A 26,062-nucleotide genomic window follows, 5' to 3' on the forward strand; every position below is an offset into this window, starting at 1 on the left:
CCCATCAGCGCTGGGTGCGCAGCGGATCCTCACGCGCAGCACACCCCCAGCACATGCGATGACTCGGGCCTGCCATGGCCCGCGCGCGCCATCCCGCCGCGCAATTCAGCTCCTCGTGCATTCGGGGGCGGCAACCATTGCCTGCGTCACACGACAGGTGCCTGCCACCTCTGGCACGCTAACCCGCCTCACAGTACGTGAAAGCGGAACACAGCGTTCCATGGTATCGTTCAATCAAATGTCAAAAATTGCTTCCGCTTCACCCAGTTGATACAGGAAGCTCCAGCATGCCCGCTCTGCCCTGCCCCCGCGCTGCCGCCATTGCCTCGCCGCTGGCTGAGGCTCTGGAGACGATGCCCCAACCGTTGGCCTTATACGACACCGGTGGTGATCAGGTGTTGGCCAATGCCGCATGGCGGACACTGGTGGACGGCGCGGACGCGCAGGCTGGCAATGCCGCCGTCTCTGCCTGCGTGGCAGCCCTGGCACAGGCGTGTCCGGGTGCCACCAAGCCTTCGCATATGCTGTTGCGCCTGGGGTGCCATGAAGGAGTTGCCCGCTGGTACAAGCTCACCATGGCACGCTGGCCGCTCGCCGGCGGCGCGCAGCTGCTGATTCATGCCAGCCTCGCGGAGGTGGATCAGGAGGTCGGCCAGTGCGAACGCCTCGCGCACACTGTGGCCACCTACCAGCGCATGGCCAATGCCAGTGCTGACTGCATCAAGGTGCTCACGCCGCAGGGTGTGCTTCAGCACATGAACAGCGCGGGCTGCCAGGCCCTTAACGTCGCGGAGGCTGCGGCAGCCGGGCGACGCTGGCTCGACCTGTTGCCCAGCGCCATGCACCCCGCTGCGCGGCGCGCGCTCGCTCGCGCTGCCGCTGGTAAGACATGCCGCTTCTCCAGTGTCACGCAGGTCCAGGACATCCCCTGCTACTGGGACAACCTACTTACACCCGTGACCGATGCTCGCGGGAAGGTCATATCCATACTCTGCGTCTCCCGGGACGTGACGGCGCTACGCAGCGTTGAGCAGCGCCTGCGCGACGCTTGCCAAATCGATGCGCTCACTGGCCTGCCCAACCGTAACAGCTTCAAGATGCAGCTGCAACGCAGTCTGGCGCATCATCGGCAAGGCGACCCGTCCATTGGACTGCTGCTGGTCGATTTGGACCATTTCAAGCATGTCAACGACACGCTGGGCCACGTAGCTGGCGATCAGCTGCTGCGCAGCCTGGCCCGGCGCCTTCGGGCCTGCCTGCCTGGCGATAGCTACATCGCGCGCCTGGATGGCGACGAATTCGCCATCATCCTGCCACAGCTGCCCCACATGGACGCGCTGCTGGAGGCTGCCGCACGCATTCAGCGCCAGGCCGAGCTACCGATCCTGCACCGTGGCAGGCCCATCAACGTGGGCATGAGTATCGGCTGCACGCTGTATCCGCGCGATGCGCGCAACGCATCCGGTCTGCTGCGATGTGCCGAGGTCGCCCTGAGCGACATCAAGACCAGCGGGCGTGGCGGCGTGCGCATGTACAACGTACACCTGATGCACAACGCCGCGCGGACTGCGGCACAGGTAATCCGCGCCCGCGCCATCATCCGTGAAAAGAGCATCGAGCCGTTCTATCAGGCCAAGATCCGTATCGATGATCGGCGCATCCAGGGCTTCGAGGCGCTGCTGCGCTGGCGCGACAGGCGCGGGCAGGCTCGCCTGCCACGGCAGGTGGCAGAAGCATTCAAGAACTACGAGCTGGCCACCCACATCAGCGATGCCATGCGCGAGCGGGTGTTCAGCGACATTACCGCATGGCGCGCGCGGGGACTTCTGTCGGTGCCCATTTCGCTCAATGCCGCACCGGTGGAGTTCCTGCGTGACGACTACGCGGAGCGGCTGCTGCAGCAAATGCAGACGCACGGCATTCCCACCGATCTGATCGAGATCGAGATCACGGAACACAGCCTGAGTGAGCGCAGCGCAGCCTTTGTCGAGCGTGCGCTGCGCAAACTCAAACAGGCCGGCGTGCGCATCGCGCTGGACGACTTCGGCACGGGCCATTCATCCTTCACCAACCTGCGCGACTACCCGGTCGACTTCATCAAGATCGACCGCGACTTCATCCATCGCATGCACGCAGATGCTGTGATCGCCGCCATCGTCAGGGCGCTGTGCCAGCTGGGCCCGGCCCTGCACATGACCATCATCGCCGAAGGGGTGGAGACGGCAGCCCAACTGGAAATGCTGCGCAAGAAGGGCTGCACCATTGCGCAGGGTTTTCTGTTTCATCACCCTCAGCCGGCAGACGCCATCGCACGCCTGCTGCTTCAGGATGCAGCCCACAACGTCGCGACGCTTCCTCCTGCCGCAGCCCAGCGGGCTTACTGAGACGGCGGCACTCCATTTTGACCGCGCGGCGTATGAAAAGACTTTGACCAGGCTCTCAGGAAAGCACCCGTGCAGACACAGCTACACCGTTTCTTCTACCACAGCATGCTGGCCAGTGGCCATGACGCATCGTGCGTCAGCGCCATCATCCGCACCTCGCGCGTATTCAATGCCGCCAACGGCATCACTGGCGTGCTGGTGTTCGATGGCGAGTGCTTCTGTCAGTACATCGAAGGCCCACAAGGCAGCGTACACGCACTGGTGCAGCGCCTGGAAAAAGATCCACGCCACAGCAACTTCACACCGCTGCTGAATGAGCCCCTCGCCGGCGATCGGCTGTACGACCAGTGGTCCATGGCCTACTGCCAGGTCGATGGCGAATCGTTCATCACCACATTGCTGCAGCGTGAGCCGCACGAAGCGATCGTCCAACTGCACGCGTCCGGCCAGGCGTTGGATCTGGGCTAGCGGCCAAGTCAGGCACGGTCAGCCCATTTGACCGCGATGCCAATACAGTTCCAAGCCCGCGCTGTGTCGGAATTCCCGCGGCGGGCTAGAATCAATTCGATGGACTGAGGGCGGTTTGCAGCGCATGGCTGACAACGCCATGGCCGCGCGGCCGCCATCCGTCCAACAGTTGTTCAATTACCAACCGCGAAGAGGATCCACCATGAGCTATACCTTGCCACCTCTGCCCTATGCCTATGACGCATTGGAGCCTGAAATCGATGCCAAGACGATGGAAATCCACCATACCAAGCATCATCAGACGTATGTGGACAACCTCAACAACGCCGTCAAGGGCACCGAGTTCGATGGCCTGGACGTCGAAGTGCTGATTTCCGATCTCGACAAGCTGCCGGAAAACATCCGCACCGCCGTGCGCAATAACGGTGGCGGCCACGCCAACCACAGCCTGTTCTGGACCGTGATGGCACCGGCCGGCAAGGGTGGTGGCGGCAAGCCCGCCGGCGATGTCGCCAAGGCCATCGACAGTGACCTGGGGGGCTTCGAGAAGTTCAAGGAAGACTTCATCAATGCCGCCAAGACACGCTTTGGCAGCGGCTGGGCATGGTTGTCGACCGACAAGAATGGCAAGCTCAAGATCGAGAGCAGCGCCAACCAGGACAATCCGCTCATGAAAGGCATTGGCTCCGGCAACACGCCGATCCTGGGTCTGGACGTGTGGGAGCATGCCTACTACCTGAAGTACCAGAACCGTCGCCCGGACTACATTTCGGCCTTCTTCGAGGTCATCAACTGGGCTGAGGTCGAGCGCCGCTACCAGCAAGCCAAGAAAGCCTGATACACGGCGCGGCGCCCGCCGCCGCGGCATGTGCATGGCAGCAGGAACAAAGCCGCAACCACACCTGGTTGCGGCTTTTTCACAGCCTCGAACAACACAGAACTTGTTGACGATCTTGCCATCCGGCGCAACCCCAAGGGCAGCCGGGCAAAAGCGCATGAAAAAATCGTCAACAGGTTCTCACGCATACAGCAGCGACGTTGGGACCGTGCGCTATAGCGCGCGCCACCACTGCATCCCCCCGTGCGCGGCGTGCATCAGCAGCCACGTCATCACAACGTAGCGCAGGAACTTTCCCACCGCCATGTAGAGCACGCAAGGGCCCAGCGGCATGCGCAGCCAGCCGGCAACCACGCAAAGCGGATCGCCCACCACGGGAAGAAAACTCAAAAAGCACGCTTTGGGCCCGAAGCGCTGCAGCCAGCGCAATGCACGCGGGTTTGGTGGGCTCTCAGAGGGCGCCTTTCGTGCCATGCGCTGCTCGACAGCACGCCCGGCCAGCCCCCCCATCCACCAACTGATGACGCCCCCCAGAGTATTACCCAGTGTTGCCACCGCCATCGTAGGCCAGAACAGCGCCGGATTGAGCTGCACCAGTCCGAACACCGCAGGCTCGGACCCCATGGGCAACAGCGTCGCTGACAACAGCGCCACGACAAACACCGTGGAAAGCCCGTACTCAGGCAGGGCCAACGCAGCCAGCAGCCCATCCATCCAAGATTCCCACATGGATCAAATAAATCAACGCAACGCCTACAACGCAGCGCCGGCCCCCGATAACAGGACCGGCCGCGCCAACCCGTTCTCGTACCCAGCGTTACCGCTCGGCAGCCGGTGTGCGCGGCTCAACATCGGTCACGTCGTCAATCGTCCGAGGCGCGTGGGGTGCGGCGCTGCCGTGTGTCGCCGCGGTGCTGCGGAAGCTGCCGTATGTGCGCATGAATCCCTGCCGCGCAGCCAGCCCACCCACCGACCAGGTTGGTACCGGCTTGCCCGTCCAACGCGCCCACCACATGCGTGCCTTGAATGCCAGCCACACGGTAGCGCCCACCAATAACAACACCACAAACATTGCTGCGCCGGCAATCACGCCCAACGTCAGCAAAACAGCCCCCAGCAAAGTAGCAATCGCTCGGTTCAACGTCAGTCCTTTCAAGAGAAATAGCAGGGCAGCATCTTGCCACCATGGCTGTGGGAGGCCGGATGACCGAAAAAATTCCCTCCGTTTTGACGGCCATGTCATCCATGCCGCAGTTGCGCGTGCGGCTACCGCCCGCTACGAGGAGGAACAGCCACCCGCACGTGGGAGCAGTCCGACACCCGCAGAAGGCGAGCACCTACAGGGTGCTGATCGTATGTCCCGCCATTGCGCCTGCAAGCGCCATCCTACAGTGTGGGCATGGCTGCTCACAGCGCATCTCCGCCGGCGCGGAGCCTGCAAAACCGAGCACTTCCCGGCCAGCCGTGCCACCCATTGCGCCCTGACAGGAGAGAGTTCATGCTTCGCTACGCCGTCATATTTTTCATCATCGCATTGATCGCCGCGCTGTTTGGCTTCACGGGCATTGCCGCAGGCGCCACTGAGATTGCCAAGATTCTCTTCTTCGTGTTTATCATCATTGCCGTGGTCACTTTCGTGCTCAACATGCTCAAGCGATGAGCGCTGCGACGCGCCATCTGGCCAGCCAGGCTGATCTGCCTGCCAGGCAAATGCGCGCATACTTGCAGGGTCGTCGGCATCCGGCTGACACCCGCCTTCATTTCGCCATCGATTGATTCACAGGAGAAATTGCCTCATGAACACCAAGACAACCGGCAAGAAAATCGAAGAAGCAGCAGACAAGGCCGACGAAGCCATCCGCGATACTGCAGAGACCGCGCTTGACAAGGTCGAGCGCGGCGTCGACAAGGCTTCCGACGTGGCGCACGACGTCGCAGATCGTGCGCTGGAAGGCGCAGAGCAGGCCGTGCAGAGCACCCGCCGCACTGTCGATGAGGGCCTGCGCGAGGTCGAGCGCGGCGTGCGCGGATTGCGCGAACATGCAGATCCCACCATCGATCAGCTGGCCCACAAGGCACTGGACGTGGCTACGCAAAGCATCAACCTCGTAGCCGACACCAGCGAGCGCGCCCGCGAACGCGTGCTGGAGTTGCAGGAGGCCACCTGCCGTTATGTGCATGAAAAGCCCGGCAAGGCGTTGCTCTTCTCGGCCGCAGCCGGCGCGCTGTTCACGCTGCTGCTCACAGGCGGGCGCCGCCGCTAACTTGACGCGACAACGCACCGCGCCATGGCGGTGTCAGCACGGCGCTGGCACTTCCATGGCCTTTTTGCATCAGGCGAATCACTTCATTTTGCGAGAAAACGCCCTGGCCCGTAAGGCGTCGGGTCGGTAAATGGCTGCTCGCCGTGCATCACCTGCGCCAGCAGCTTGGCAGTGGCTGGCCCCAGCGTGAAGCCCTGATGCGCATGGCCGAAGTGGAACCACAGGCCATGATGGCGTGGTGCGGCCCCAAGCACCGGCTTCATGTCCACCGTGCAAGGACGTGCGCCCATCCACGGCTCGTCCTCCACAGGTTCGCCAAGCGGCACAAGTTCCCGCGCGATGCGCTCAGCCTTGGTGACCTGCACAGGCGTCGCACGGTCATTGAGCCGTGCAAATTCCGCACCGGTAGTCAGCCGAAGCCCTTTTTCCATTGGTACCAGCATGAAGCCATTGTCCGCATCAAGCAGCGGATGATTCAGCGGCTCGCCGCGGTAATGCAGGTGGTAGCCTCGCTTGATGAAAAGCGGCAGCCGATAGCCCAATTTACGGGTTAAGCCGGCGGACCACGGCCCCAGCGCCACCACCACTTGCTCGGCCTCCAGCAGACCTTCATCGGTCTGCACAGCCCACCCCTTGCCCCTGGGGCGCAGGCTCAGCGCATCGCCGAGCATGAAGCGGCCGCCGAGTCGCTCGAAATAGCGCGCGTAGCTGGCAACCAGCGCGCCCGGGTCGCGCACGGCCCAAGGCTCGGTCCAATGCACGCCTCCAGCAAAGCCCTTCAACTGCGGCTCCAGCCTGGCCAGCGCAGCCCGGTCAAGCGGCGTATGCGGCACGCCAAACTCCTGCTGCAACCACTGGGCGTGCTCCACTAATTCAACAATGTTGCGCTCGTCACGAAAGGCCTTGATCCAGCCGTGCTTGCGCACCAAGTGCTCTGCGCCGGCTTCGGCCATCAGCTCCGCATGCGCACTGATCGCATGGCGAATGAGGCGGCTGAACTCCTGCACGATTTGCCTGTAGCGCTTGGGCGTGGAGTTGAGCCAGTACTTCTCCAACACGCCGGTAAGACCCGGCATGGCTGTGAGGTGGTAGTTGACATCGACGCCGCCCTTGCGAATGACCTTCAGGATCGGTGCCAGGCCCTGCGGAAATCCATAGGGTTCAACGGCCTCACTCTGGATCAGCCCGGCATTGCCGTAGGACGTCTCCCGTCCCGGCGAGCGTCGGTCCACGAGTACGACATCATCGCCACGCTTGGCCAAATGCAGAGCCGTGCTGGTGCCCACCATCCCGGCTCCCAGCACAATCACGGATTTACCCATCGCTTCACGCTCCAGTTGGTTATCTGGCATCCGAGCAGGTGCGGCTGTCACCTGCGTAACGCATGGCGCTGCATCTTACTCCTGCACGGACGATGCCCACAGTGGACATGCGCCGCAAGCTGCGCCCCGTAAATCCTGAACAGATAACGCCAAGGAATTGCTACTAGAGCTTTTTTGTATTGCGCCCCTTGGCAAACAGACCGGCGCCGCGGGCGCCTTGCCGGGCGAACCGCTGCCGCCGCGCCACCTTCGGGTCGACCAGCAAGGGGCGGTAGGCCTCCAGCCTGTCACCATCCTGCAACATCGTATTCGCATCCGCGATGCGCCCCCAGATTCCCCAGCGCCAGCTCTGCGCATGCACCACAGCATCATCGCACGCCAGCGTCTGCCAACGCGCAAGGACCATTGCACTGACCTGCGCGAGCGTTGTGCCTTCGGCAACGGACAGCGGCCAGCGCTCCACCTGACGCGGCGCCACGCAAAGCGCCACCTCAATCGTGATCTGCGTCTCGCCGCCCGTCATCCCGGACGCTTGCCGTAGAGCGCATCGGCGCGCTGCACGAATGCATCCACCATGGTGTTGGCGATCTTGTCGAACACCGGACCGACCAGCAGGCGCAAGGGCAACGACGCAAAGTCATAACGCAGCACCAGCGTCACCTTGCACGCCTGCGATGCATGCGCGTCTGCGCCGCCGACAGGCTGAAACGTCCACGTACCTTCCAGCGCGGAAAAAGGCCCACGCAGCAAGCGCATGTGGACCTTCTCAGTACCCTCATGCGTGTTACGCGTCACAAATGACTGACGCAGTTTGCCAAGGGCTATGCCAACTTCTGCCGTCATGCCGTGTTCATCCTGCTCCAGAACGCGCGAGCGATCGCACCATGGCAGGAACTCCGAATAACGCGCCACATCAGTCACCAATGCAAACATGCTTGCGGGGCCGTGCCAAACCAGCGCGGATTTCTCGACTTGCTTCATCTCAGAACCTGTCCATAGTCTTTTCAACCGCCGGCTCGCGATAAAACTGCATAGAATGCTTGGCTGCACCTTGCGTTGCGGTATTGCTGGCTAAACATGGCATTTTAAGTCCATGGTGGTCAGCGACCATGCCGCGCGCCTTGAAGCCCGCCTCCGGCGGCCCCACCTTCACGCCATGGCCACCAAACAAGCAAAGCAAAATTCCAGCCGTATTGCCGAGAACAAACGCGCCTTCTTCAACTATTTCCTGGAAGAGCGTCACGAGGCAGGCATGGTGCTGCAAGGCTGGGAGGTCAAGGCGCTGCGCAGCGGCAAGGCCCAGCTAACCGATGGCTATGTGGTCATCCGCGATGGCGAGATCTTTCTCATCGGCGGCCAGATCAATCCGCTCAAGTCCGCCTCCACCCACGTCAATCCCATCCCCGACCGCACCAAGAAACTGCTGCTGCACAAGGACGAGATCAAACGCCTGATCGGCAAAGTGGAGCAGAAGGGCTACACGCTGGTGCCGCTGCAGCTGTATTGGAAGAACGGACGCGTCAAATGCGAAATCGCGCTGGCCAAGGGCAAAGCCGAATATGACAAGCGCAGCACCATCAAGGAACGCGAAGGCAAGCGCGAAGTCGAACGCGCCATGAAATCGCGCAACCGGTGATAGCGTCAGGGCCGTGCAAGGATTTGTTCACGCGCGGTCGTGATGGCGGCAGCTATCGCCGCGCGTGCCTGCGGGCTGTTTTTCCAGCAGCTACTGCCCGTAAGACTGGCTCCACGCGCCAGGATGTCGGCCACATTCGCAGCGGCCAGTTGCGCCAGCGATGCGATGCCCATTTGTTCAAGGCGAGCTAGCACGGTGGGCCCAATGCCCTTGGTTTTCAACGGGATCTGTCGCTCAGAGGGTTGGAAATGGATGGGTCTTGGTGCAAAGTTGTGTCTGTCATTCTGACATGCACGGAATGCAGCGCCTACGCAGCCACTTTGCTATTACGAGGACACCTGCGCCATGTCCCGCGTCCATGCCCAAACACTCACACACTTGCTGTACCTGCACGGCTTTCGTTCGTCGCCCATGTCGGCCAAGGCGCAGCAGACGCTGCAGTGGTTCAGCACGCACTACCCGGATGTGATGGTGCAGATTCCGCAGCTGCCGCCTTCTCCGCAGGCTGCCGCGGAACTGATCGAGGCGACGGTCGCCACCTGGCCGCACAAACGCATGGCAGTGATGGGCTCATCGCTTGGTGGCTACTACGCCAGCTGGGTTGCTGCGCGGTACGCCTGCCCCGCCGTGCTGCTCAACCCCGCCGTGAATCCCGCGCGCGACCTGGCGCGCTACATCGGCCAGAACACGCAATGGCACAGGCCCGAGGAAGCGTTCTACTTCAAGCCGGAGTACATCGAGCAGCTGCGCGCCTTGGACAGCCGCGGCGCGCCATGCCAGGCACCGCACCTGGTCGTGATTGCCAAGGGCGATGAAGTGCTGAACTGGCAAGAAATGGCCGAACGCCACGCAGACGCGCAATGCCTCATTCTGGAAGGCCATGACCATGCGCTGACCCATGCGTTTGCCGAGCATCTGCCGCAGATCGCCACGTTTCTCTACACACTGGGCGAGGTCAGAAGCTGAATCGCCGCGACTGCGGGCGCTTTCCGCGTCATTCAGACAAGGCATGACGCACCACTGCCGCGGCAATCTGCGCCAGTGGCAGGATGTCCACGGCAGCATCCAGCAGCGCGGCTTCACGCGGCATCCCGTAGACCACGCTGCTGGCCGCATCCTGCGCAATCGTGTAGGCACCCGCCTGGCGCAGAGCGCGCAGGGCCTGGGCCCCGTCGGTTCCCATGCCAGTTAGCAGCACGGCAATGGTGTGCCGTGCGGTGGCCAGCAATGCGGAACGAAACAGCACATCCACCGAAGGCCGGTGATGCATGACAAGTTCGGACTCGGCCAACCGAGCCACCAACGAGGTGCCGGATTTCTGCACACGCAGATGCAGTCCACCCGGTGCAACATAGGCGTGCCCCGCGCGCAAGACGTCGCCGTCGCGCGCCTCGCACACCCGCAGCGCACAGTCAGCATCCAGTCGCGCGGCGAAGCTGCGCGTGAAACCAGCTGGCATGTGCTGCACGATGACCACCGGAGGGATCGTCTCGGGCAGCCCCTGCAGCACAGTCCGTATCGCGTCCGTGCCCCCCGTGGATGCCCCGATGGCCACCAGCTGCGTGGCAGTCGCTTGATACCTACAGGCACCGCCCGCCATGTCCCGCGTGCCAGCAGCGATCTCACTGTGCGCGGGTGTGTTACCTGCTTGCACCGCGTGGTCAGCCTCCATCGACAGGCCGTGATGGCGCGAGCTTGCCACGTTGGCCTGCGCCGCGGCCCGGATTTTCTCTACCAGCGCTTGTGCCAGCTGGTGCAAGCCATCGGCGACCCCGATGCGCGGCTTGAGCACGAAATCAACGGCGCCCATTTCCAGTGCCCGCAGCGTGGTTTCGGCGCCTTCGCACGTCTGCGCAGAGATCATCACGACCGGCAGGGGCTGACTATGCATCAGGCGCTCAAGCAGTTCCAGCCCGGACATGCCCGGCATCTCGATATCCAGTGTGAGCACATCCGGCGCCAGCGTCTGCACCATCTGCAGGGCCATGGCAGCATGCTTGGCGACTCCCACGCAGCGCATATCCGGCTGGGCGTCGATGATGGTCCTGAGCAACTGACGCACGAGTGCGGAGTCGTCCACGACCAGCACGCGGATGCGGCGCTGCTGCAGCTGTCCGGATGGTCTGTCTGCCGTTGCCCTACGCATTGCCGTCAGCGAGATAAATCAAACAGCTCGACACTGCCGCCGGCATTGCGGCGCGCCAGCGCCAGGGCACTGTCACTCTGCGCCCGCTGCGCCCGTGCATCCTGCGGCACATACCCCAGTCGTTTGAGCAACACCCGGCCATCGCGTGGGAAAAATGCCAGCCGCCGCGGCTGCAGCCCGAGCACGTCGCGCGCCAGCACGGCAATACCCTCAGTGCGCAGGTAAGCGTCCACGAACTGCACGTTGCGCTCGCCAACGTTGTGCACGCCGGGACTTTGCATCATCTGCGCACCGCCAAACACCTTGGCCTGCAGACGCTTGCGCTCGGCACCGAGCTTGAGCAAGGCATTGATGAGCAATTCCATGGCGGCCATGCCATAGGCGCCCTCGACCAGACCGGGCGCGCGCGCCAATTCGGCCTGCGGCAGCATGAAATGGTTCATTCCACCGGCGCCCGCGGCGCTATCCCACAAGCAGACCGATATGCAGGAGCCGACCACGGTGGCCAGCACACAGTCCCGTTGGGTCGCATAAAAGCCGCCGGGAAGAATCTTCACGGCGGGCTTGCCGAACTCGCGATCGCGGTAGGCCACCCAGCCCCGTGCGCTGGCGAACTCGTCCGCGCGCCTCCGCGAGGAGCGGTAGCCGGCAGCAGCGTCAGCGGCGCACATACACCGTCCTCGCAAAGGGCTCGAACACATCCAGATGCCGGCTGAGGTGCTCCGCATGCCCCATGAACAGAAAGCCGCCGGGGCGCAGCACCTGGGCAAGGCGGCGCACCACACGATCCTGCGTGTCAGCATCGAAATAGATCAGCACATTGCGGCAGAACACCACATCCTGAGGTTGGGCGATGGCCTCCCACCGCGGCGACGCGAGATTGACGGTGCAGAACCGTACACGCTCGACCAGCCAGGGCTGAATGCGCACCCGCCCCTGCTGCGCGCCCTTGCCGCGCTGAAAATAGGTCTTGAGCATGTCCACCGGCACATCGCGCACGCGAGCCATGGCGTACTCGGCCCGCCGCGCAACGGCCAGCACTTGGCTGTTCACGTCACTGCCGAGGATGCGCACGCTGTCGGCGCGGGCACCCAGCACCTGGTCCACCGTCATCGCAATCGAATACACCTCCTCGCCCGAGGCTGCCGCGCAACTCCAGATGCGCCACGAGGGTGCCGAGGCATCGCCCGCCAGCAGCTCGCGCAGCAGTGCAAAGTGGTGCGGCTCGCGCAGGAAGGCGGTCAGATTCGTGGTGAGCGCATCCGTAAAGGCCTGCCACTCCGCATCATGCGCATCGGCCTGCAGCCGATCGAGATACGCATCGAACTGCGCCAGGCCCAGCGCCTTGAGGCGGCGCGCCAGCCGGTTATGCACCATCGCGCGCTTGCCATCGTGCAGATGGATGCCCGCCCGGGCATGAATCATGGCCTGCACCCGTGCGAAGTCGTGCGGCTGCAGCACGGGCAGTTGCGCAGCGCCAGCGGCTTCATCCCCCAGCGGCGGCACCTGCAGACTCCTGCTCGTGCGCATCCAGCCATGCGTCGATTTCACGCACCAGCCGCTGCGCGTCCAGCAGCACCAGCATGCCTTCGGGCTGTTCGACCAGGCCGGTAAAGCAGCTGGCATGGATGACGCTCTGCATGTCGGGCACCGGCTGCACGGCCTCTTGCGCCACTTCCACCACATCGCTGACCGCATCGACCACCATGGCAACCATGCGCGCATCAACCTCGACCACGACCATCACGGTGAAGTCGTCATAGTCGGCCCGCGGACAGCCAAAGCGCAGCCGCAGGTCCAGCACCGGCACAATGGCGCCGTGCAGGTGCACCACGCCCTTGACGAACGGCGCCGCAGTGGCGATGCGCGTCGGTGCCTGATAGCGGCAAATCTCGCGCACGCAGACCACATCGAACGCATAACGTTCATGGGCCAGCGCAAACGTCAGATAGGTACGCTGGGCACAAGAATGACTCACTGCCATGCCGTTGCTCCTGCCGCGTCGCCGCGCGGCGCTCTCGGATTGGAAAGGGTTGCCGCTGTGGCCGACTGCGGCTCCGTCAGGCGTGCATTGGCCAGTTGTGCCACATCCAGGATCAGTGCCACCGCGCCGTCGCCAAGCAGGGTCGCGGCTGCCACGTAGGGCAGCTTGCGAAAGTGGCGCTCCACATTCTTGACCACCACCTGCTGGTGATCGAGCAGCACATCGACCAGTACCGCCACACGCCGCGTCCCGCTGCGCAACACGACCAGGGTGGCATTGCACGCCTGGCTGCCATCCTGGCGCCGCACGCCCAGCAGCGTATCCAGCGCTACGATCGGGCAATACCCGCCATGCGGCACCTGCTCCGCCAGCGGACGACTGGCCGGAGCCGCATCGCCGCGCAGGCGCATGAGCATCTGCACGCCCTGTACGGTCTGGATGTCCGCCTGCCCGGCAGGCATGGAGGCCTCGACCGCCGCCAGCGGCAGCACATAGCGCTCACTGCCCACCTGCACCAGCAACCCGTCGGTGATCGCCAGCGTCAGCGGCAGCCACAGTGTCACCACCGTGCCTTCGCCAACGCGCGATTCGATGGCGATGCGCCCACCCAGCGCATGCACATTGCTTTGCACCACGTCCATGCCCACGCCGCGCCCGGAAATGTCGGTGACGGCATCGCTGGTGCTCAGCCCTGGCGTGAACGCCAGCTGCCACACCTGCGCGTCCGGCGCATCCGCATCCATGGCCACGCCGCTGGCATGCGCGCGTGCGAGCAACTGCTCGCGCGAGAGGCCCCGACCGTCGTCGCGCACTTCGATGACGACCTCCGCGCCTTCATGCCGTGCGGCCAACTGCAATCGTCCCACCTCGGGCTTGCCCGCCTGGCGCCGCTGCGCGGGCGTCTCGAAGCCGTGGTCCATGCTATTGCGCACCAGCTGGATCAACGGATCGGTCAGCCGCTCCACCACGGCCTTGTCGAGTTCTGTGGCATCGCCACTGGTTTCCAGACGCACCTGCTTGCCAAGCCGCTGTGCCAGTGCGTGCACCAGACGCGGCAGGCGCTGAAACAGCTGCGACGCAGGCACCATACGCGCCTGCATCACCGCCTCGCGCAGGCTGCGCAGCAGCATCTTCTGTCGCCGAATCGTGGGCGCCAGATGCGAGCGCTGCTGCTGGGGCAGCGCGGTCACCGCCTGCTGCAGGGTCGTCTGCGCAACGATCAGCTCACCGACCAGATCGACAATGCCATCGATCCGCCCGATCGGCACCCGCACGCTGCTGGCATTGCCTGCGGCGTCGGTCCATGGTGCCGTCCAGTCTTCCGCCACCAACGGCGGCTCCGAATGGTGTGGCGTGTCGCTGTGCGACTGGCCAGGGGGCACGCCGGGGGCGTCGTCGTCAAACCAGCCGAAGTCCTCGCCTTCGCGCGCCACGTCACCAGTGGCAGGGGCAGCCCCACCCGCGTCACCTTCAGCGGGGGCAGCGTCTTGTGCACGCTGGCCGGCACCGCCATGCTGGTGCAGTGTCTGGGCGGCTTCCTGGGCCCTGGCAATGACTGCGGGGGCCACTGCCTGCCCGCGCGCGTGCTGCACGACCATGGCCCGCATCGCATCGGAGGCCGCGAGCATGTGCTCGATGCATTCGGAGCTCGGGCGCGCATGCCCCTTGCGCCAGGCATCCAGCAAGGTCTCCATTGCATGTGCCAGTCGGGCAACCGCGTCGAAACCAAAAGTGGCTGCCCCGCCCTTTATGGAGTGGGCACAGCGAAACAGCGCTTGCAGGTGGCTCTCCTGGTCGGCGCCTGCGCGGGTGTCCAGCAGCAGCCGCTCCAGCTCGTCGAGGTTGTCCTGCGCCTCATCAAAGAACAACTGATGAAACTGCTGGAAGTCAAGCTGCGGCAGTGAGAAAGGCGGTGCCTTCGAACGTTCCGTCACGGCCCTGCCCCCTGCCATCAGGCGCGCGCTGCCGGCGCCGTCACCCTGCGAATCACATCCACCAGCCGTACCGGGTCAAAGGGCTTGACCAGCCAACCCGTGGCTCCGGCAGCACGGCCTGCCTGCTTGATGTCGTCGCCGGATTCGGTGGTGAGGATGAGAATGGGCGTGCTGGCATAGGCCGGCATGGCGCGCAGCCGGCGCGTCAGACCCAGCCCATCGAGTCGCGGCATGTTCTGGTCCGCCAGCACCAGCGCAATGTCATCGTGTTGCTGCGCCTGCTGCAGCGCATCTTCGCCATCAACGGCCTCCACCACTGCGTAGCCTGCCGCTTCAAGCGTATAGCACACCATGCGCCGCATGGACGGAGAGTCGTCCACGGCCAAGATACGAAGGGGCAATGTGTTGGTCATTCTGCATCTCCATGCCCGGCTTGCGTGGCATTGTCAAACAATTCAATCGATCCCGCGCTGTCAAGCTGCATCCGAAGCGGCGGCGCGCCAATCGACTCCGTGACGTTCACCAGCGCGGCCGGCTGTCGCGCCCGTCCATCATGCAGGCTGCGCACGCAGCCTTGCAGCCGCTCACGTGCCTGACGCAGCACCTGCGCGGCTATGTCCTGCATCTGCAGGCTCACGATGGCCTGATGCAGATGCTGGCGCGCCAGCTGCGCGCCCGCCGCTCCGGAGCAATCGAGCGCGCGCATGGCATTCCCAAAGGCGGCAATCAGGCCGTCGTTTTGCTGCTGCCACAATTGCTCCAGCTGGGCGAGCTCCGCATCCGTGCACTGCAGCAACTCACCCAGTACAAAAACGCCACCGTTGGAAGCGTCGTTGGCGTGGCGAGGGTCGGTGGTGGCAGAAGCTGGCATGTCAGAAATGGCTGCGAAATAGGCGCTACCTCGTCGGGCATCTGTCGGCGCGTGCGCAACATCTCGCCCGAAAGAACGGCAACCCTTGCCGAAGGTCAGGCTAGTTTAACGACATGAAGCCGTTGGAACTCGTGCAGAGCGCGTCCATTGCAACAAATATTCAACACTCGGGCAAGCCTTGGGCGGGGCGCAGACCTGCCCGCGCCGCCCGCATGCAACATGCGGCTGCCTACCTGCGCTCTTCGGCACCAACCGCGCGATCCCGCCCGGGACGGCAAGGCACGACGCACCCGCTCGCTGATGAAACCACACAGGATAGCGCCACAGGGCGGATGCAACGACATAGAACAGGTTCTGAAAAGGGCGTGAACGCCGTTGCCGGATATATTCCCGACGCACAACCGGCCATGCGAGAATAGGGCGATGTATCTGTTGTTTGAAGAGGCTGGCAAATTCCAGGCTGGCCGCATCCTCTCCGAGGCCGATGCCTCCTCGCAGGTCGAGCTCGACAGTGGCAAGCGCGTCAAGGTCAAGAAGGCCAACGCGCTGCTGAAGTTCGAGCGGCCCGCACCCGCGGAGCTGCTGCGCCGCGCGCAGGAAAAGGCGCAGGAGATCGACCTGGACCTGGCCTGGGAATTTGCGCCGGAAGGCGATTTCACTTTCGCTGCCCTTGCGCAGGACTATTTCAGTGCCGACGCCGATGTCGTGCACCAGGCGGCCGCCCTGCTGCGGCTGCATGAAGCGCCCCACTACTTCCGCCGTGCCGGCAAGGGCCAGTTCCGCAAGGCCCCGCAGGACGTGCTCAAGCAAGCCCTGGCCGCGATCGAGAAGAAACGCCTGCAGCAGCAACAGATCGAGGCCTGGGCCAGCGATCTGGCCGCAGGCCGCACGCCCGAACCCATTGCCGAGCAGCTCTACCGGATTCTCTTCAAGCCTGACAAGAACGCGCCCGAATACAAGGCCGTGGTGGAGGCGGCCCGCAATACTGGTGCCGCCCCGCTGGCACTACTGCAGCGCGCCGGGGCCATTCGCTCGCCCTACGAGTTCCACTGGCAGCGTTTTCTGTTCGACCAGTTCCCCAAGGGCTATGCATTTCCGGAAGTGACGGCCCCCGCGCCGCAGACCGAGCTGCCGCTGGCACCCGTACAGGCCTTCTCGATCGACGACTCCCACACCTCGGAAATCGATGACGCACTCTCTGTGCAGGGACTGGGCAGCGGTCAGGTCACGCTGGGCATCCACATTGCCGCGCCAGGCCTGGCGATTCAGCGCGGCGATGCGCTTGACCAACTGGCACGCGCGCGGCTTTCGACGGTCTACATGCCGGGGGCCAAGCTGACCATGCTGCCTAACGACGTGGTGCAGGCCTATACGCTGGATGCAGGCCGCGCCAACCCGGCCGTGTCGCTGTACGTCGTCTATGACGAGGCGACGCTGGAGCCGCTGTCGCACGAGACCCGCATCGAACGCGTCGAGACGCTGCACAACCTGCGCTATGACCGCATCGACCATATCGTCACCGAGGACTGGCTGGCGGCACCCTCCGTCGCCGGGCAGGCCGATGTGCCGGCGGAGCTCATCGCGCTGCAGCCGCAGCTGGCCTTTCTGCACCGCCTGGCCAAGGTCCTGAAGTCGCGCCGCGAAGTCGTGCGCGGCAAGCCGGAGCACTTCTCGCGCCCGGACTACAACTTCCGCCTGCACGGACAGCAAGGCGCCATTCCAGATGGCAGCGAAACCGTCGAGATCACCACCCGCAAGCGCGGTGCACCGCTGGACCTGATCGTGGCCGAAGCCATGATCGTGGCCAACAGCCATTGGGGCGGCTGGCTGGCGCACTTCGGCGTGCCCGGCATCTACCGCAGCCAGCACAGCCTGGCGCCCGGCGTGAAGGTGCGCATGGGCACCAAACCGCTGCCCCATGCCGGCATGGGCGTGGCCAGCTATACATGGGCGACCTCGCCGCTGCGCCGCTATGTCGATCTGGTCAACCAGTGGCAAATCATCGCTGCCGTGCAGCACGGCCAGACCGCAGCGCTGGCCGCCCCCTTCAAGCCGAAAGACGCCGAGCTGTTCTCCGTGATCAGCGCGTTCGATGCCACGTACACCGCCTACAACCGTTACCAGAGTGACATGGAGCGCTACTGGACGTTGCGCTACGTGCAGCAGAACGGCATCACCGAAATCGATGCGGCCGTGATCCGCGAAGCGCAGGAGGGCGAGCCAGCACTCGTGCGCGCAGACACGCTGCCGCTGGTGGTGCGCGTGATGGGCGCGCAAGCCCTGGCGCGCGGCAGCCGCGTGCGCGTGCGGCTGGGCGAAGCGGATCTGCTCGCCCTGGAAATCAGCGGCACCGTCATCGCCAGCCTCGCGCAGACCGCCGAGGAAGATGCCCCAGACGATGAGGAGTCGCTGCTGCCCGAGGCACTGGCCATCGCCGTTGACCTGGCCCCCGAGCCCGCCGCCCAAGAGGCCTCCGTGACGGAGTGATCGCCACCGTGAAAGTGCTGGAGCGCCTGCGTCATCTCTCGCCCCTGTCCATCGCCCTACTCCTCTCGGCGGTGGTGCATGCGGTAGTGCTGTCGATCCGCTTTGTCAGCCCCGAAACGTTTCAGCGCGTACTCAACACCCAGCCGCTGGAGATCATTCTCGTCAACGCGCAAAGCGAGGAGCGCCCCCAGGAGGTCAAGGCCGTGGCACAGGTGGCACTGGCCGGTGGCGGCGACGCCGACCGTGGCCGCGCCACCAGCCCCACTCCTTACTCGGCGCTCACCCGCATGGGCAGCGACACGGAAGAAGCCGAGCAACGTCAGGAGACCCCGCGCGAGCGGCAGAATCGCCTGCTGGCACAGCTGCGCCAGCAGGTGGCGCAGCTGCCCGTGCCTGATCCGCGCCGCACCGACCTCTCGCCCGAAGCCATTGCCCAACAGGAACGCCGGCTGCTGCTGGTCAAGCAGTTGGCGGAGATGGAGCGGCTCGTCAAGCTCGAGAACGAACGACCCAAGAAACGCTACATCAGTCCAGCCACGCAAGATGCGGTCACCGCGCTTTACCTTGATAAAGTTCGCCGCGCCATCGAGGACGTCGGCACCCGCAACTTTCCGACCCAGAACGGCCAGAAGCTCTATGGCCGTCTGGTGTTGACGGTCCTCATCAACCACGACGGCAGCGTGCTGCAGGCGGACGTGGATGTCAGCTCCGGCAACCTGGCACTGGACCGCCGTGCCGAGGCCATCGTCTACAAGGCCGGGCCGTTTGGCAGCTTCTCGCCGGACATCCGCCGCACGGCAGACCAGATCGGCTTTACCTCCACCTTCGAGTTCAAGCGCGACGCCACGCTCGCCACGCAGATGCAGCAGGCCCGCGACCGCTAAGAACCTGTTCATGATCTTTTTATGCATCGCGCAGTCAGGCAAAAGTGCGGCGGGCAAGGCGCCTGCCGCAGCCCAGACTGGCTGTCTGCGCAAGGCGGGCAACGCCGCCCGGTGTGCTTTTACCTGGCTGCCCTTGGGGTTGGCTCGCCGGACGCACGCTGCGGCGTTACAAATCCTCGCCGGGCCACCGGCCCGACTGCGGTTTGCGCCTTGCATCGCATCGTCTGGTGAACCAACGCGGTGTATAAAAAGACCATGAACAGGTTCTAAGCGCCCATGCCCACACCAACACCTAGCACCGACCACTACGTTGTCATCGGCAACCCCATTGCCCACAGTCGCTCACCCGCCATTCACCAGCACTTCGCTGCCCTGACCGGGCAATCCCTGCACTACACCACCTGCCTGGCGCCGGTGGACGGATTCGCACAGACCCTTGCCAAGCTGCAGCAAGAAGGCGTCAAGGGCTGCAACGTCACCGTACCCTTCAAGGCGGAGGCGGCGCGCCTCGCCCACGACCGCGATGCACGCGTGCAGCTCGCAGGCGCGGCCAATACACTGGTGCTGCAGCCCGATGGCCACATCCTGGCCTACAACACCGATGGCATTGGCCTGGTGCGCGACATCACCGTCAATGCAGCGCAGCCTCTCTCGGATCGGCACATTCTGTTGCTGGGCGCTGGCGGAGCCGCCGCTGGCGCACTGGCCGCCCTGCTGCAGGAAGGCCCGGCAAGCGTCACCGTCGTCAATCGCACTGCCATCCGGGCCGAGGCGCTGGTGGCCAGCCATCGGGACGTTGCGCGCGCCCACGATGTGCAACTAGGGGCACTGTCACTGGCGCAACTTGAAGGCGCATCCCTGCCGCGACAGCAAATCCTCATCAATGCCACGGCCAGCAGCCTGCAGGGCGCGGCCTTGCCGATGCAGGCGCTGCTGCACTGCCTTGCGCCGCAGGCGTTCGTCTACGACATGATGTACGGGCAGGCTGCGCAGCCCTTCCTGCAGGCCTGCGCCAGCCACGCGCCCGGCATCACAGTACGCGATGGACTGGGCATGCTTGTCGAACAGGCGGCCGAGGCCTTTGCCATCTGGCGCGGTGTGCGTCCTCCCGCTCAAGCGGTGCTGCAAGTGCTGCGCGCCGAGATTGACGCCACCACCGCAGGCGCGTAGCCTCCTGCTGCCCGGCCATGACCGTGTCAGTGTCCAATCGCCTGCGCAACAATCCCGTCACCAGGTGGATGTGGCGCTGGTTGATACTGTGCGCGCTTGCAGGGCTGTGCCTGCAGCTGTACTTTCTGCTGGCCACGTTGAGCCTGAACCTGTGGCAGCCGCCTTCAACGGCCTTTCAACGCACGGCCATCTGGCAAAACCTTGTGCAGCAGCGCGCAGTGCGCTGGCAGCACACCCCCGTATCGGGCGCAGCGATCTCCGATCATGCCCGCCGCGCGGTGATTGCCTCGGAGGACAGCTTGTTCTTCAGCCACCGCGGCGTCGATTGGCAAGCCCTGCGCAACGCATGGCAAAGCAACTTACAGAGTGAACGGGTACTGGGCGGCTCGACCATCACGCAACAGCTGGCCAAGAACCTGTTTCTTTCGGGCGAGCGCAGCTTTGTGCGCAAGGGCCAGGAGTTGCTGCTGGCGTGGATGCTGGAAGCGGCGCTGCCCAAGCAGCGCATCCTCGACATCTACCTCAACCAGATCGAATGGGGTGACAGCATTTACGGCATTGAAGCCGCTGCCAGGCATTACTTTGGTACCAGCGCGCGCCAGCTCTCGGCCGCGCAGGCCGCAAAACTGGCCGTGCTGCTGCCCAGCCCGCGTCGGCTGGGCGCCAATCCCCACAGCCGCTATGTCAACCAGCGTACCCGCGTCATTGTGCAACGCATGGGAGCGGTGGAACTGCCTGGCAAATAAAACGCTTGTTCACGCGACAACGTGAAAGCACCGCCAAATAGGTCTGAGCAGTGCTTTCACGCTTGCGCACGCCCGCTTACCTGATCGCTCACCCCAGTGTTCTGATCAGCGCCGGCGCAGACAGCACTGCCACGTAGTACCCCATGAACTGCACACCGGTATTGAACCCCAGCACGCGCGAGAGCAGGCCGCCGGCCAACCCCATCGTCGTGATTACCAGCAGGCCAAGCAGCTGCCCTTCCCACACGCTGATGACGAAGATCAGGCCGATGAACGTGGCGATGATGGCCTCGTGGCTGACCTTGCGGGAGACGAACAGCGCGGCGCTGCGCGCGAAGTTCATTGCGAACGGATAGGACACCAGCGCTGCCAGCGCCACTGCCATCATGCCGTACCCCAGGAACTCCCAGTGGTTCATCAGATCGTGCAGGTTGTGCGTGGCGCCCGTGGCACTGTCGACCGTAAAGCGCGGTGGCGCATTGAACAGCGGCGCCGCCGGGCCTGCAGCAACGGGGCTCAGCGGCAGGCCGAATGCGATCAGAGGGATCATGGCCTCGGCAATGTAAGTAGCCTCGGTCACTCCGTTGCGGGCGCTGAGCACCGTTGTCAGGCGGTGATAGGCATGGCGCACGCGCGAGCCCACCAGTTCGCCGAGAGCCACCGTCATCGCCACAGGACTGAAGACGAACGTGGCACTGGAAATCGCAGCCGTGCCGATCGTCCAGCGTACCTGCTTGCGGTCCAGCACCTTGAACGGGTTGGGGAAGTACCCGGACCACCCCTTCACATCCGGGGCGAGCTCGAACGTACGCGGTGTGTCCCTGCGCATGCGCCCGCGCTCAACGGGCGAAATCACCGAAAACAGGTCGGCTACCAACGGGCCGATGGCAATGCCCAGAAAGTAGCTCACGCTGAGGTTGACATCGTAGCTGCCGGTCAGCGCCTTCAATGCCAGAATCAGCACCACGAACGGCACCAGCAGCGCCACCGACGCCCAGCGACCCGGCGAGAAATAGGCAATCAGTACCGCTGCCACCAGAAAAATCCATGGCGCCGACTTGGTGATGGCGTCCCCAAACGGCGCCAGCATCACGGCAAATAGCACCGCCAACGGCACAGCCACAAACGCGGCAATGATGGCACCCGAAATCATCTTGCGCAGCGCGATGTGCGGCACCCCCAGCTTGCGCAGCGTGTTGGCATCCTGCAGCAGTGGCGTAGCCAGGGTATCGCCCGGAATGCCCAGCAATGCCGTCGGCACGGCGTGCGTCATGTGCTTGGCCACCGCACCCGCAAGAAAGAACGTAAACACGCCTGCCGGCGGCACCCCCAACAACACCACCAGCAGCGTCAACGGTGCCAGTGTGGTTGTCTCATCCGTTCCGGAGACCAAGCCGATGGCGGCAAAAACAGCCGCTCCGACCAGCCCCATGGCTGCGGCAATCCAAATTTGTTGAACGAGTTCTGCGCTCATTGCGATGTCTCCTTGTTTACCGCGCACGTGCTGACGTTATGTCATCGCGCGCATCGCGCGTGAACAGTTCATACAGGCCCAGCTCGCGCATCTCCTGCGCCACGGCTGGCGACAGTTCGGCCTCCGTACCGAGGCTGCCGTATTGCTGGCGCAACTCTTCGATGACTTCCTCGCGCCAGCGAGGATCGGCAGCGCCATCCTCGACGACCAGCCGCTTGGGCTTGAAAAGCACTGCACACACGACGCCCGAAAGAATGCAGCCAGCCAGGCCTGCCAGCATCGCGTAGGCACGCGCCAACTCGGCACTGGCCACATGCACCTGCAGAATCTTGTTGGCGATGAGAAAACCTGACAGGCTGATGCCTATGCCCAATACGATGGCCCAAGCCATATGTCGCAGCTCGGCTGTATCGCCCCACACTTCCACGAGCGATTGTCCGGCTGGCACCTGAGGTGCATGTGTCATTTGCTTGTCTCCTTGTGTTAAACGCGTGGAACCGGTTCGAAAGCCGTCAGGCACCCGTTCAAACGACTTTTATGTGCCGCGCAGTTCCTTGAGCAACGCCAGTGCCCGGTCAGTGCGCACGTCGCCTTCGGCCGCCATGCGTTTGGCAATGGTGTCAATCTCGTCGCCCACAGCGCCGGCAACCAGTGCAATGTTGCGCGCGTGCAAGGCCATGTGGCCGCGCTGGATGCCTTCGGTGGCCAGCGCCCGCAGCGCCCCAAGGTTCTGCGCCAGGCCGACGGCCACCGCGACCTCGCCAAGCTCCTGCGCCGTCGCCACACCCATGATCTTGAGCGAAAGCTGTGCCAGGGGATGTGTCTTGGTCGCTCCACCAACGAGGCCGACCGGCATCGGCATTTCGATGGTGCCAACCAGGGCGCCGCTGGTATCTTTCTCCCAGGTCGTGAGTGAGCCATACCGTCCGCTGCGGCAAGCCCACGCGTGCGCGCCCGCTTCCACAGCGCGCCAATCGTTGCCGGTGGCAACGATCACAGGATCAATCCCGTTCATGATCCCCTTGTTGTGCGTGGCTGCACGATACGGATCAATCGCCGCGAAAGTGTAGGCATCCAGCACGCCATCGATGATGGCCTCCCCCGCCCTCTCCCTCGTGCGCAGCACCTCAGGCGTCAGCCGCACACGGGCACGCGCCAGGCGCAGGTCCGCAAGATTGGAGAGAATGCGCAAGCGCACCTGTCCCCCGGTGATCTTCTCTACCAGCGGCGAGACCGATTCGGCCATGGTATTGACCGTGTTGGCACCCATGGCGTCACGCACATCCACCAGCAGGTGCATTACCACCATGGGACCACGTGGGGTGTCTGGAAATACGTGGATTTCGATATCGCGGCAGCCGCCACCCAGGCCGATGAGCACTTTGTCACGACTATTGGCCAGCGCCACGATTTCCTCGCGGTGCTTGAGCAGCGCCAGCCGCGCACCATACGGGTCGGTCACGCCCAGCACCTGAACCTGCGCCCGCATCACTGGCCCGGTGCTGGACGTCTCGAACCCGCCACACTCGCGGGCCAGCTTGGCCATGAAGGATGCGGCAGCAACAATGGAGGGCTCCTCGACCGCCATCGGAACCAGCACATCCCTGCCATTGATCTGGAAGTTGCCCGCAACGCCGAACGGCAGCTCAAATGTGCCGATGACATTCTCGATCATGCCATCTGCGCGGTCCACGCTCAGGGCGCCGGGTTGCGCCAGCAGCGCCACTTCATCTTCAGTCAGCGCGGTGACCTTGGCAATGTGTTCGAGACGCTGCGCGGGTGTGAGGGCGCGAAAGTTGGCCAGTCGGGAATCGACCATGGTTATCTCCTTCTATTTGAATCGTCCCACTCTAGGCGATCTGTACCCTTGTTAAAAGGTACACTTTCCAGGAACAGTCGAGTGACACGATGTGCACCGTCTCCCTAACAGGTTCTGATAGAAAGCCTGCCTAACCATGCCCAAGCACCGTACTGCAACGCGCGCGCAACAACTGGCCGACACCATCGAGCGACAAATCCTCAGTGGTGTCTACAAGGCGGGCGACAAGCTGCCGTCGCTGCGGGAACTGGCGGCACTGCACCACTACGCCAAGAACACGGTGGTGGCCAGCTTCGAAATGCTCGTCAACAAAGGCCTGGTAGAACCGCGCCGGGGCTCGGGGTACTACGTGTGTGCGCATCGCACGCAGGCCGAAGGCACGCCGCCGCCGCACGAGGAGGACCGCGGCAACCTGGGCCGCGCGATGGACATCGTCTGGCTGATGCGTGAGCAGCTCAAGACGCGCGCTGGCGCACTCTCGGTCGGAGACGGTTTTCCACCAAGTGACTGGCTGGCCGATGTGCGACTCGACAGGTTCCACAGCAAGGTCGTGCGCACGGGGCTGGGTGCGCTGTTTCGCTATGGCAACCGTTTCGGCTACAGCGCGCTGCGGGAAAGCATCATCGGCAAGCTCGCGGACATCGGCGTAGGCGCCGAGCCCACGCAGGTGGTGCTGACGCAGGGCGCCAACGAGGCGATGGATCTTGTGATCCGCTATTTCGTGCCGCCAGGCGGCAAGGTGCTGGTGGACGATCCGGGCTACTACCCGCTATTTGGCAAGCTCAAGGTCGCCAGCGCGCAGGTGCTTGGCGTTCCCCGCCAGACCGATGGCCCGGATCTGGAAGCCTTGGAGCAATTGCTGATTGCACACCGTCCCCGGCTATTTTTTACCCAGTCGCTCGCGCACAACCCAACAGGCTCGGATCTCTCTGCCGCCAAGGCCTATCGCGTACTGCAACTGGCGCACAAGTACAACCTGCTGCTGGTGGAGGACGATCCGCTGGCCGACTTCAAGCCCACGGCATCCACCCGTCTGTCGGCACTCGACCAGCTGGAGCGCACCATCTACATAGGCAGCTTCTCCAAGTCGTTTTCTGCAGCATTGCGCGTTGGCTTCATCGCCTGTGACGCTGCGCTGGCCAGCGACCTGGCCGACCTCAAGGCCCTGGTGCACGTAGCCAGCTCCGAGTACAGCGAGCGGACGGTCGACGTGATGCTGCGGGAGGGCCATTACCAGCGCCACATCACCCGGCTGCGCAAGCAGCTGGCGCGCGCCACCCAGCAGGCGCTGCAGCTCTTCAATGCCATTGGCGCCAACGTCTTCGCGCAGAATGCGCAGTCGCTCTACCTGTGGGCAACTTTGCCGGGCATCACGGACTCCACCGCCTTCGCGCAACGCATGCTGCGGCGTGATGTCGTTATGGCTCCCGGGCGCATTTTCACCGTGGACGCGAGCATCTCCCCATGGGCGCGCTTCAACGTAGGCGCGGTGGCCGACCCGCGCTTCATGGAGGCGCTGCGGCAGGAGCTCGGAATCCGGATGTGACGGCCGCCGCACGGTCTTGAGCCCGTACACTCGGCAAGTGGCACGCCATCTCATTGCTGGCCGCTACAGACATGCCAGCCTCCATTGCT

General features: G+C 64.0%; 28 protein-coding genes. 12 read left to right on the top strand and 16 right to left on the bottom strand.

The genetic code is table 11. From position 1 onward, the window contains the following. The first annotated feature begins 287 nt into the window (after nucleotides 1-287). From AAV94_RS08690 to AAV94_RS08700, 3 genes are all read left to right on the top strand, one after another. Nucleotides 288-2,384: a putative bifunctional diguanylate cyclase/phosphodiesterase gene (locus tag AAV94_RS08690; RefSeq protein ID WP_052754985.1), complete on the top strand. Its 2,097-nt coding sequence runs from the start codon at nucleotides 288-290 to the stop codon at nucleotides 2,382-2,384. Between the two features lie 69 nt (nucleotides 2,385-2,453). Then, nucleotides 2,454-2,852, top strand: a complete 399-nt coding sequence (locus AAV94_RS08695; protein ID WP_156454384.1) for a BLUF domain-containing protein — start codon at nucleotides 2,454-2,456, stop codon at nucleotides 2,850-2,852. A 202-nt stretch (nucleotides 2,853-3,054) separates the two neighbouring features. Further along, nucleotides 3,055-3,690 carry a superoxide dismutase gene (locus AAV94_RS08700; protein WP_046742049.1) on the top strand — a complete coding sequence of 212 codons (636 nt, stop codon included), beginning with the start codon at nucleotides 3,055-3,057 and terminating at the stop codon, nucleotides 3,688-3,690. A gap of 213 nt (nucleotides 3,691-3,903) precedes the next feature. Here AAV94_RS08700 and AAV94_RS08705 read toward each other — a convergent pair whose 3' ends face one another. Next, complete coding sequence (locus tag AAV94_RS08705; RefSeq protein ID WP_046741934.1) at nucleotides 3,904-4,419, bottom strand: YqaA family protein; 516 nt, start codon at nucleotides 4,417-4,419, stop codon at nucleotides 3,904-3,906. Between the two features lie 88 nt (nucleotides 4,420-4,507). Further along, on the bottom strand, nucleotides 4,508-4,831 hold the full coding sequence (locus AAV94_RS08710; protein ID WP_156454385.1) for a hypothetical protein: 324 nt from the start codon (nucleotides 4,829-4,831) through the stop codon (nucleotides 4,508-4,510). Nucleotides 4,832-5,188: 357 nt separating this feature from the next. Between AAV94_RS08710 and AAV94_RS14650 the strand changes: the two genes are divergently transcribed. Together AAV94_RS14650 and AAV94_RS08720 are read left to right on the top strand one after the other, a co-directional pair. Then, a complete protein-coding gene (locus AAV94_RS14650; RefSeq protein ID WP_046741936.1) occupies nucleotides 5,189-5,350 on the top strand; it encodes a DUF1328 domain-containing protein in 162 nt (53 codons plus the stop codon). A 136-nt stretch (nucleotides 5,351-5,486) separates the two neighbouring features. Further along, nucleotides 5,487-5,954, top strand: coding sequence for a hypothetical protein (locus tag AAV94_RS08720; protein WP_156454386.1), 468 nt, complete (start codon nucleotides 5,487-5,489; stop codon nucleotides 5,952-5,954). 83 nt (nucleotides 5,955-6,037) lie between these two features. On the opposite strand, the gene AAV94_RS08725 is transcribed toward AAV94_RS08720, so the two are convergent. The 3 genes from AAV94_RS08725 to AAV94_RS08735 all read right to left on the bottom strand — a co-directional run bounded on the left by AAV94_RS08725 (nucleotide 6,038) and on the right by AAV94_RS08735 (nucleotide 8,257). Beyond that, nucleotides 6,038-7,306 (bottom strand): NAD(P)/FAD-dependent oxidoreductase, encoded by a 1,269-nt coding sequence (locus AAV94_RS08725; protein ID WP_231731318.1) that lies wholly within the window; start codon nucleotides 7,304-7,306, stop codon nucleotides 6,038-6,040. A gap of 133 nt (nucleotides 7,307-7,439) precedes the next feature. Continuing rightward, nucleotides 7,440-7,799: an RnfH family protein gene (locus AAV94_RS08730; protein ID WP_046741937.1), complete on the bottom strand. Its 360-nt coding sequence runs from the start codon at nucleotides 7,797-7,799 to the stop codon at nucleotides 7,440-7,442. Further along, on the bottom strand, nucleotides 7,796-8,257 hold the full coding sequence (locus AAV94_RS08735; protein WP_046741938.1) for a type II toxin-antitoxin system RatA family toxin: 462 nt from the start codon (nucleotides 8,255-8,257) through the stop codon (nucleotides 7,796-7,798). Before AAV94_RS08735 ends, AAV94_RS08730 begins: the two co-directional genes overlap by 4 nt. A gap of 175 nt (nucleotides 8,258-8,432) precedes the next feature. On the opposite strand from AAV94_RS08735, the gene smpB reads away from it, so the two are divergent. Continuing rightward, nucleotides 8,433-8,912 carry an SsrA-binding protein SmpB gene (gene smpB, locus AAV94_RS08740; protein ID WP_046742052.1) on the top strand — a complete coding sequence of 160 codons (480 nt, stop codon included), beginning with the start codon at nucleotides 8,433-8,435 and terminating at the stop codon, nucleotides 8,910-8,912. 5 nt (nucleotides 8,913-8,917) lie between these two features. Here the strand turns inward: smpB and AAV94_RS08745 are convergent, their stop codons facing one another. Next, nucleotides 8,918-9,133 (bottom strand): helix-hairpin-helix domain-containing protein, encoded by a 216-nt coding sequence (locus AAV94_RS08745; RefSeq protein ID WP_231731320.1) that lies wholly within the window; start codon nucleotides 9,131-9,133, stop codon nucleotides 8,918-8,920. Between the two features lie 124 nt (nucleotides 9,134-9,257). Between AAV94_RS08745 and AAV94_RS08750 the strand changes: the two genes are divergently transcribed. Further along, a complete protein-coding gene (locus AAV94_RS08750) occupies nucleotides 9,258-9,878 on the top strand; it encodes a YqiA/YcfP family alpha/beta fold hydrolase (protein ID WP_046741940.1) in 621 nt (206 codons plus the stop codon). Nucleotides 9,879-9,906: 28 nt separating this feature from the next. Here the strand turns inward: AAV94_RS08750 and AAV94_RS08755 are convergent, their stop codons facing one another. From AAV94_RS08755 to AAV94_RS08785, 7 genes are read right to left on the bottom strand one after another with little or no spacing between them, the layout of a single operon-like run. After that, nucleotides 9,907-11,058, bottom strand: coding sequence for a protein-glutamate methylesterase/protein-glutamine glutaminase (locus AAV94_RS08755; RefSeq protein WP_046741941.1), 1,152 nt, complete (start codon nucleotides 11,056-11,058; stop codon nucleotides 9,907-9,909). A gap of 5 nt (nucleotides 11,059-11,063) precedes the next feature. Further along, a complete protein-coding gene (gene cheD, locus AAV94_RS08760) occupies nucleotides 11,064-11,729 on the bottom strand; it encodes a chemoreceptor glutamine deamidase CheD (RefSeq protein ID WP_052754986.1) in 666 nt (221 codons plus the stop codon). Next, nucleotides 11,716-12,588: a CheR family methyltransferase gene (locus AAV94_RS08765; protein ID WP_046741942.1), complete on the bottom strand. Its 873-nt coding sequence runs from the start codon at nucleotides 12,586-12,588 to the stop codon at nucleotides 11,716-11,718. The genes cheD and AAV94_RS08765 overlap by 14 nt, the downstream gene beginning before the upstream one ends. Further along, nucleotides 12,545-13,042: a chemotaxis protein CheW gene (locus tag AAV94_RS08770; protein WP_046741943.1), complete on the bottom strand. Its 498-nt coding sequence runs from the start codon at nucleotides 13,040-13,042 to the stop codon at nucleotides 12,545-12,547. The genes AAV94_RS08765 and AAV94_RS08770 overlap by 44 nt, the downstream gene beginning before the upstream one ends. Next, nucleotides 13,033-14,976: a chemotaxis protein CheA gene (locus tag AAV94_RS08775; RefSeq protein ID WP_197408042.1), complete on the bottom strand. Its 1,944-nt coding sequence runs from the start codon at nucleotides 14,974-14,976 to the stop codon at nucleotides 13,033-13,035. Before AAV94_RS08775 ends, AAV94_RS08770 begins: the two co-directional genes overlap by 10 nt. Nucleotides 14,977-14,993: 17 nt before the next feature. Beyond that, entirely contained in the window at nucleotides 14,994-15,389 is a 396-nt protein-coding gene (locus AAV94_RS08780; protein ID WP_046741944.1) for a response regulator, read from the bottom strand. Continuing rightward, entirely contained in the window at nucleotides 15,386-15,847 is a 462-nt protein-coding gene (locus AAV94_RS08785; RefSeq protein WP_046741945.1) for a hypothetical protein, read from the bottom strand. Before AAV94_RS08785 ends, AAV94_RS08780 begins: the two co-directional genes overlap by 4 nt. 423 nt (nucleotides 15,848-16,270) lie before the next feature. Here AAV94_RS08785 and AAV94_RS08790 point away from each other — a divergent pair, with 423 nt between their 5' ends. From AAV94_RS08790 to mtgA, 4 genes are all read left to right on the top strand, one after another. Beyond that, nucleotides 16,271-18,334: an RNB domain-containing ribonuclease gene (locus AAV94_RS08790; RefSeq protein ID WP_046741946.1), complete on the top strand. Its 2,064-nt coding sequence runs from the start codon at nucleotides 16,271-16,273 to the stop codon at nucleotides 18,332-18,334. 8 nt (nucleotides 18,335-18,342) lie between these two features. Beyond that, nucleotides 18,343-19,218, top strand: coding sequence for an energy transducer TonB (locus AAV94_RS08795; RefSeq protein WP_046742055.1), 876 nt, complete (start codon nucleotides 18,343-18,345; stop codon nucleotides 19,216-19,218). 276 nt (nucleotides 19,219-19,494) lie between these two features. Beyond that, the gene (gene aroE / locus AAV94_RS08800; RefSeq protein ID WP_046741947.1) at nucleotides 19,495-20,388 is read left to right on the top strand and encodes a shikimate dehydrogenase; all 894 of its coding nucleotides are present in this window, start codon (nucleotides 19,495-19,497) and stop codon (nucleotides 20,386-20,388) included. Nucleotides 20,389-20,405: 17 nt separating this feature from the next. Continuing rightward, entirely contained in the window at nucleotides 20,406-21,134 is a 729-nt protein-coding gene (gene mtgA, locus AAV94_RS08805) for a monofunctional biosynthetic peptidoglycan transglycosylase (protein ID WP_046741948.1), read from the top strand. 88 nt (nucleotides 21,135-21,222) lie between these two features. Here the strand turns inward: mtgA and AAV94_RS08810 are convergent, their stop codons facing one another. From AAV94_RS08810 to AAV94_RS08820, 3 genes are all read right to left on the bottom strand, one after another. Next, nucleotides 21,223-22,608 (bottom strand): tripartite tricarboxylate transporter permease, encoded by a 1,386-nt coding sequence (locus AAV94_RS08810; RefSeq protein WP_046741949.1) that lies wholly within the window; start codon nucleotides 22,606-22,608, stop codon nucleotides 21,223-21,225. A 16-nt stretch (nucleotides 22,609-22,624) separates the two neighbouring features. Next, a complete protein-coding gene (locus AAV94_RS08815; RefSeq protein WP_046741950.1) occupies nucleotides 22,625-23,074 on the bottom strand; it encodes a hypothetical protein in 450 nt (149 codons plus the stop codon). 69 nt (nucleotides 23,075-23,143) lie between these two features. Next, the gene (locus AAV94_RS08820) at nucleotides 23,144-24,427 is read right to left on the bottom strand and encodes a hydroxymethylglutaryl-CoA reductase, degradative (protein WP_046741951.1); all 1,284 of its coding nucleotides are present in this window, start codon (nucleotides 24,425-24,427) and stop codon (nucleotides 23,144-23,146) included. Nucleotides 24,428-24,563: 136 nt separating this feature from the next. On the opposite strand from AAV94_RS08820, the gene AAV94_RS08825 reads away from it, so the two are divergent. After that, entirely contained in the window at nucleotides 24,564-25,973 is a 1,410-nt protein-coding gene (locus tag AAV94_RS08825; RefSeq protein WP_046741952.1) for an aminotransferase-like domain-containing protein, read from the top strand. Nucleotides 25,974-26,062: the final 89 nt, after the last annotated feature.

This window comes from Lampropedia cohaerens (assembly GCF_001005215.1).
Lineage (GTDB): Bacteria > Pseudomonadota > Gammaproteobacteria > Burkholderiales > Burkholderiaceae_C > Lampropedia > Lampropedia cohaerens.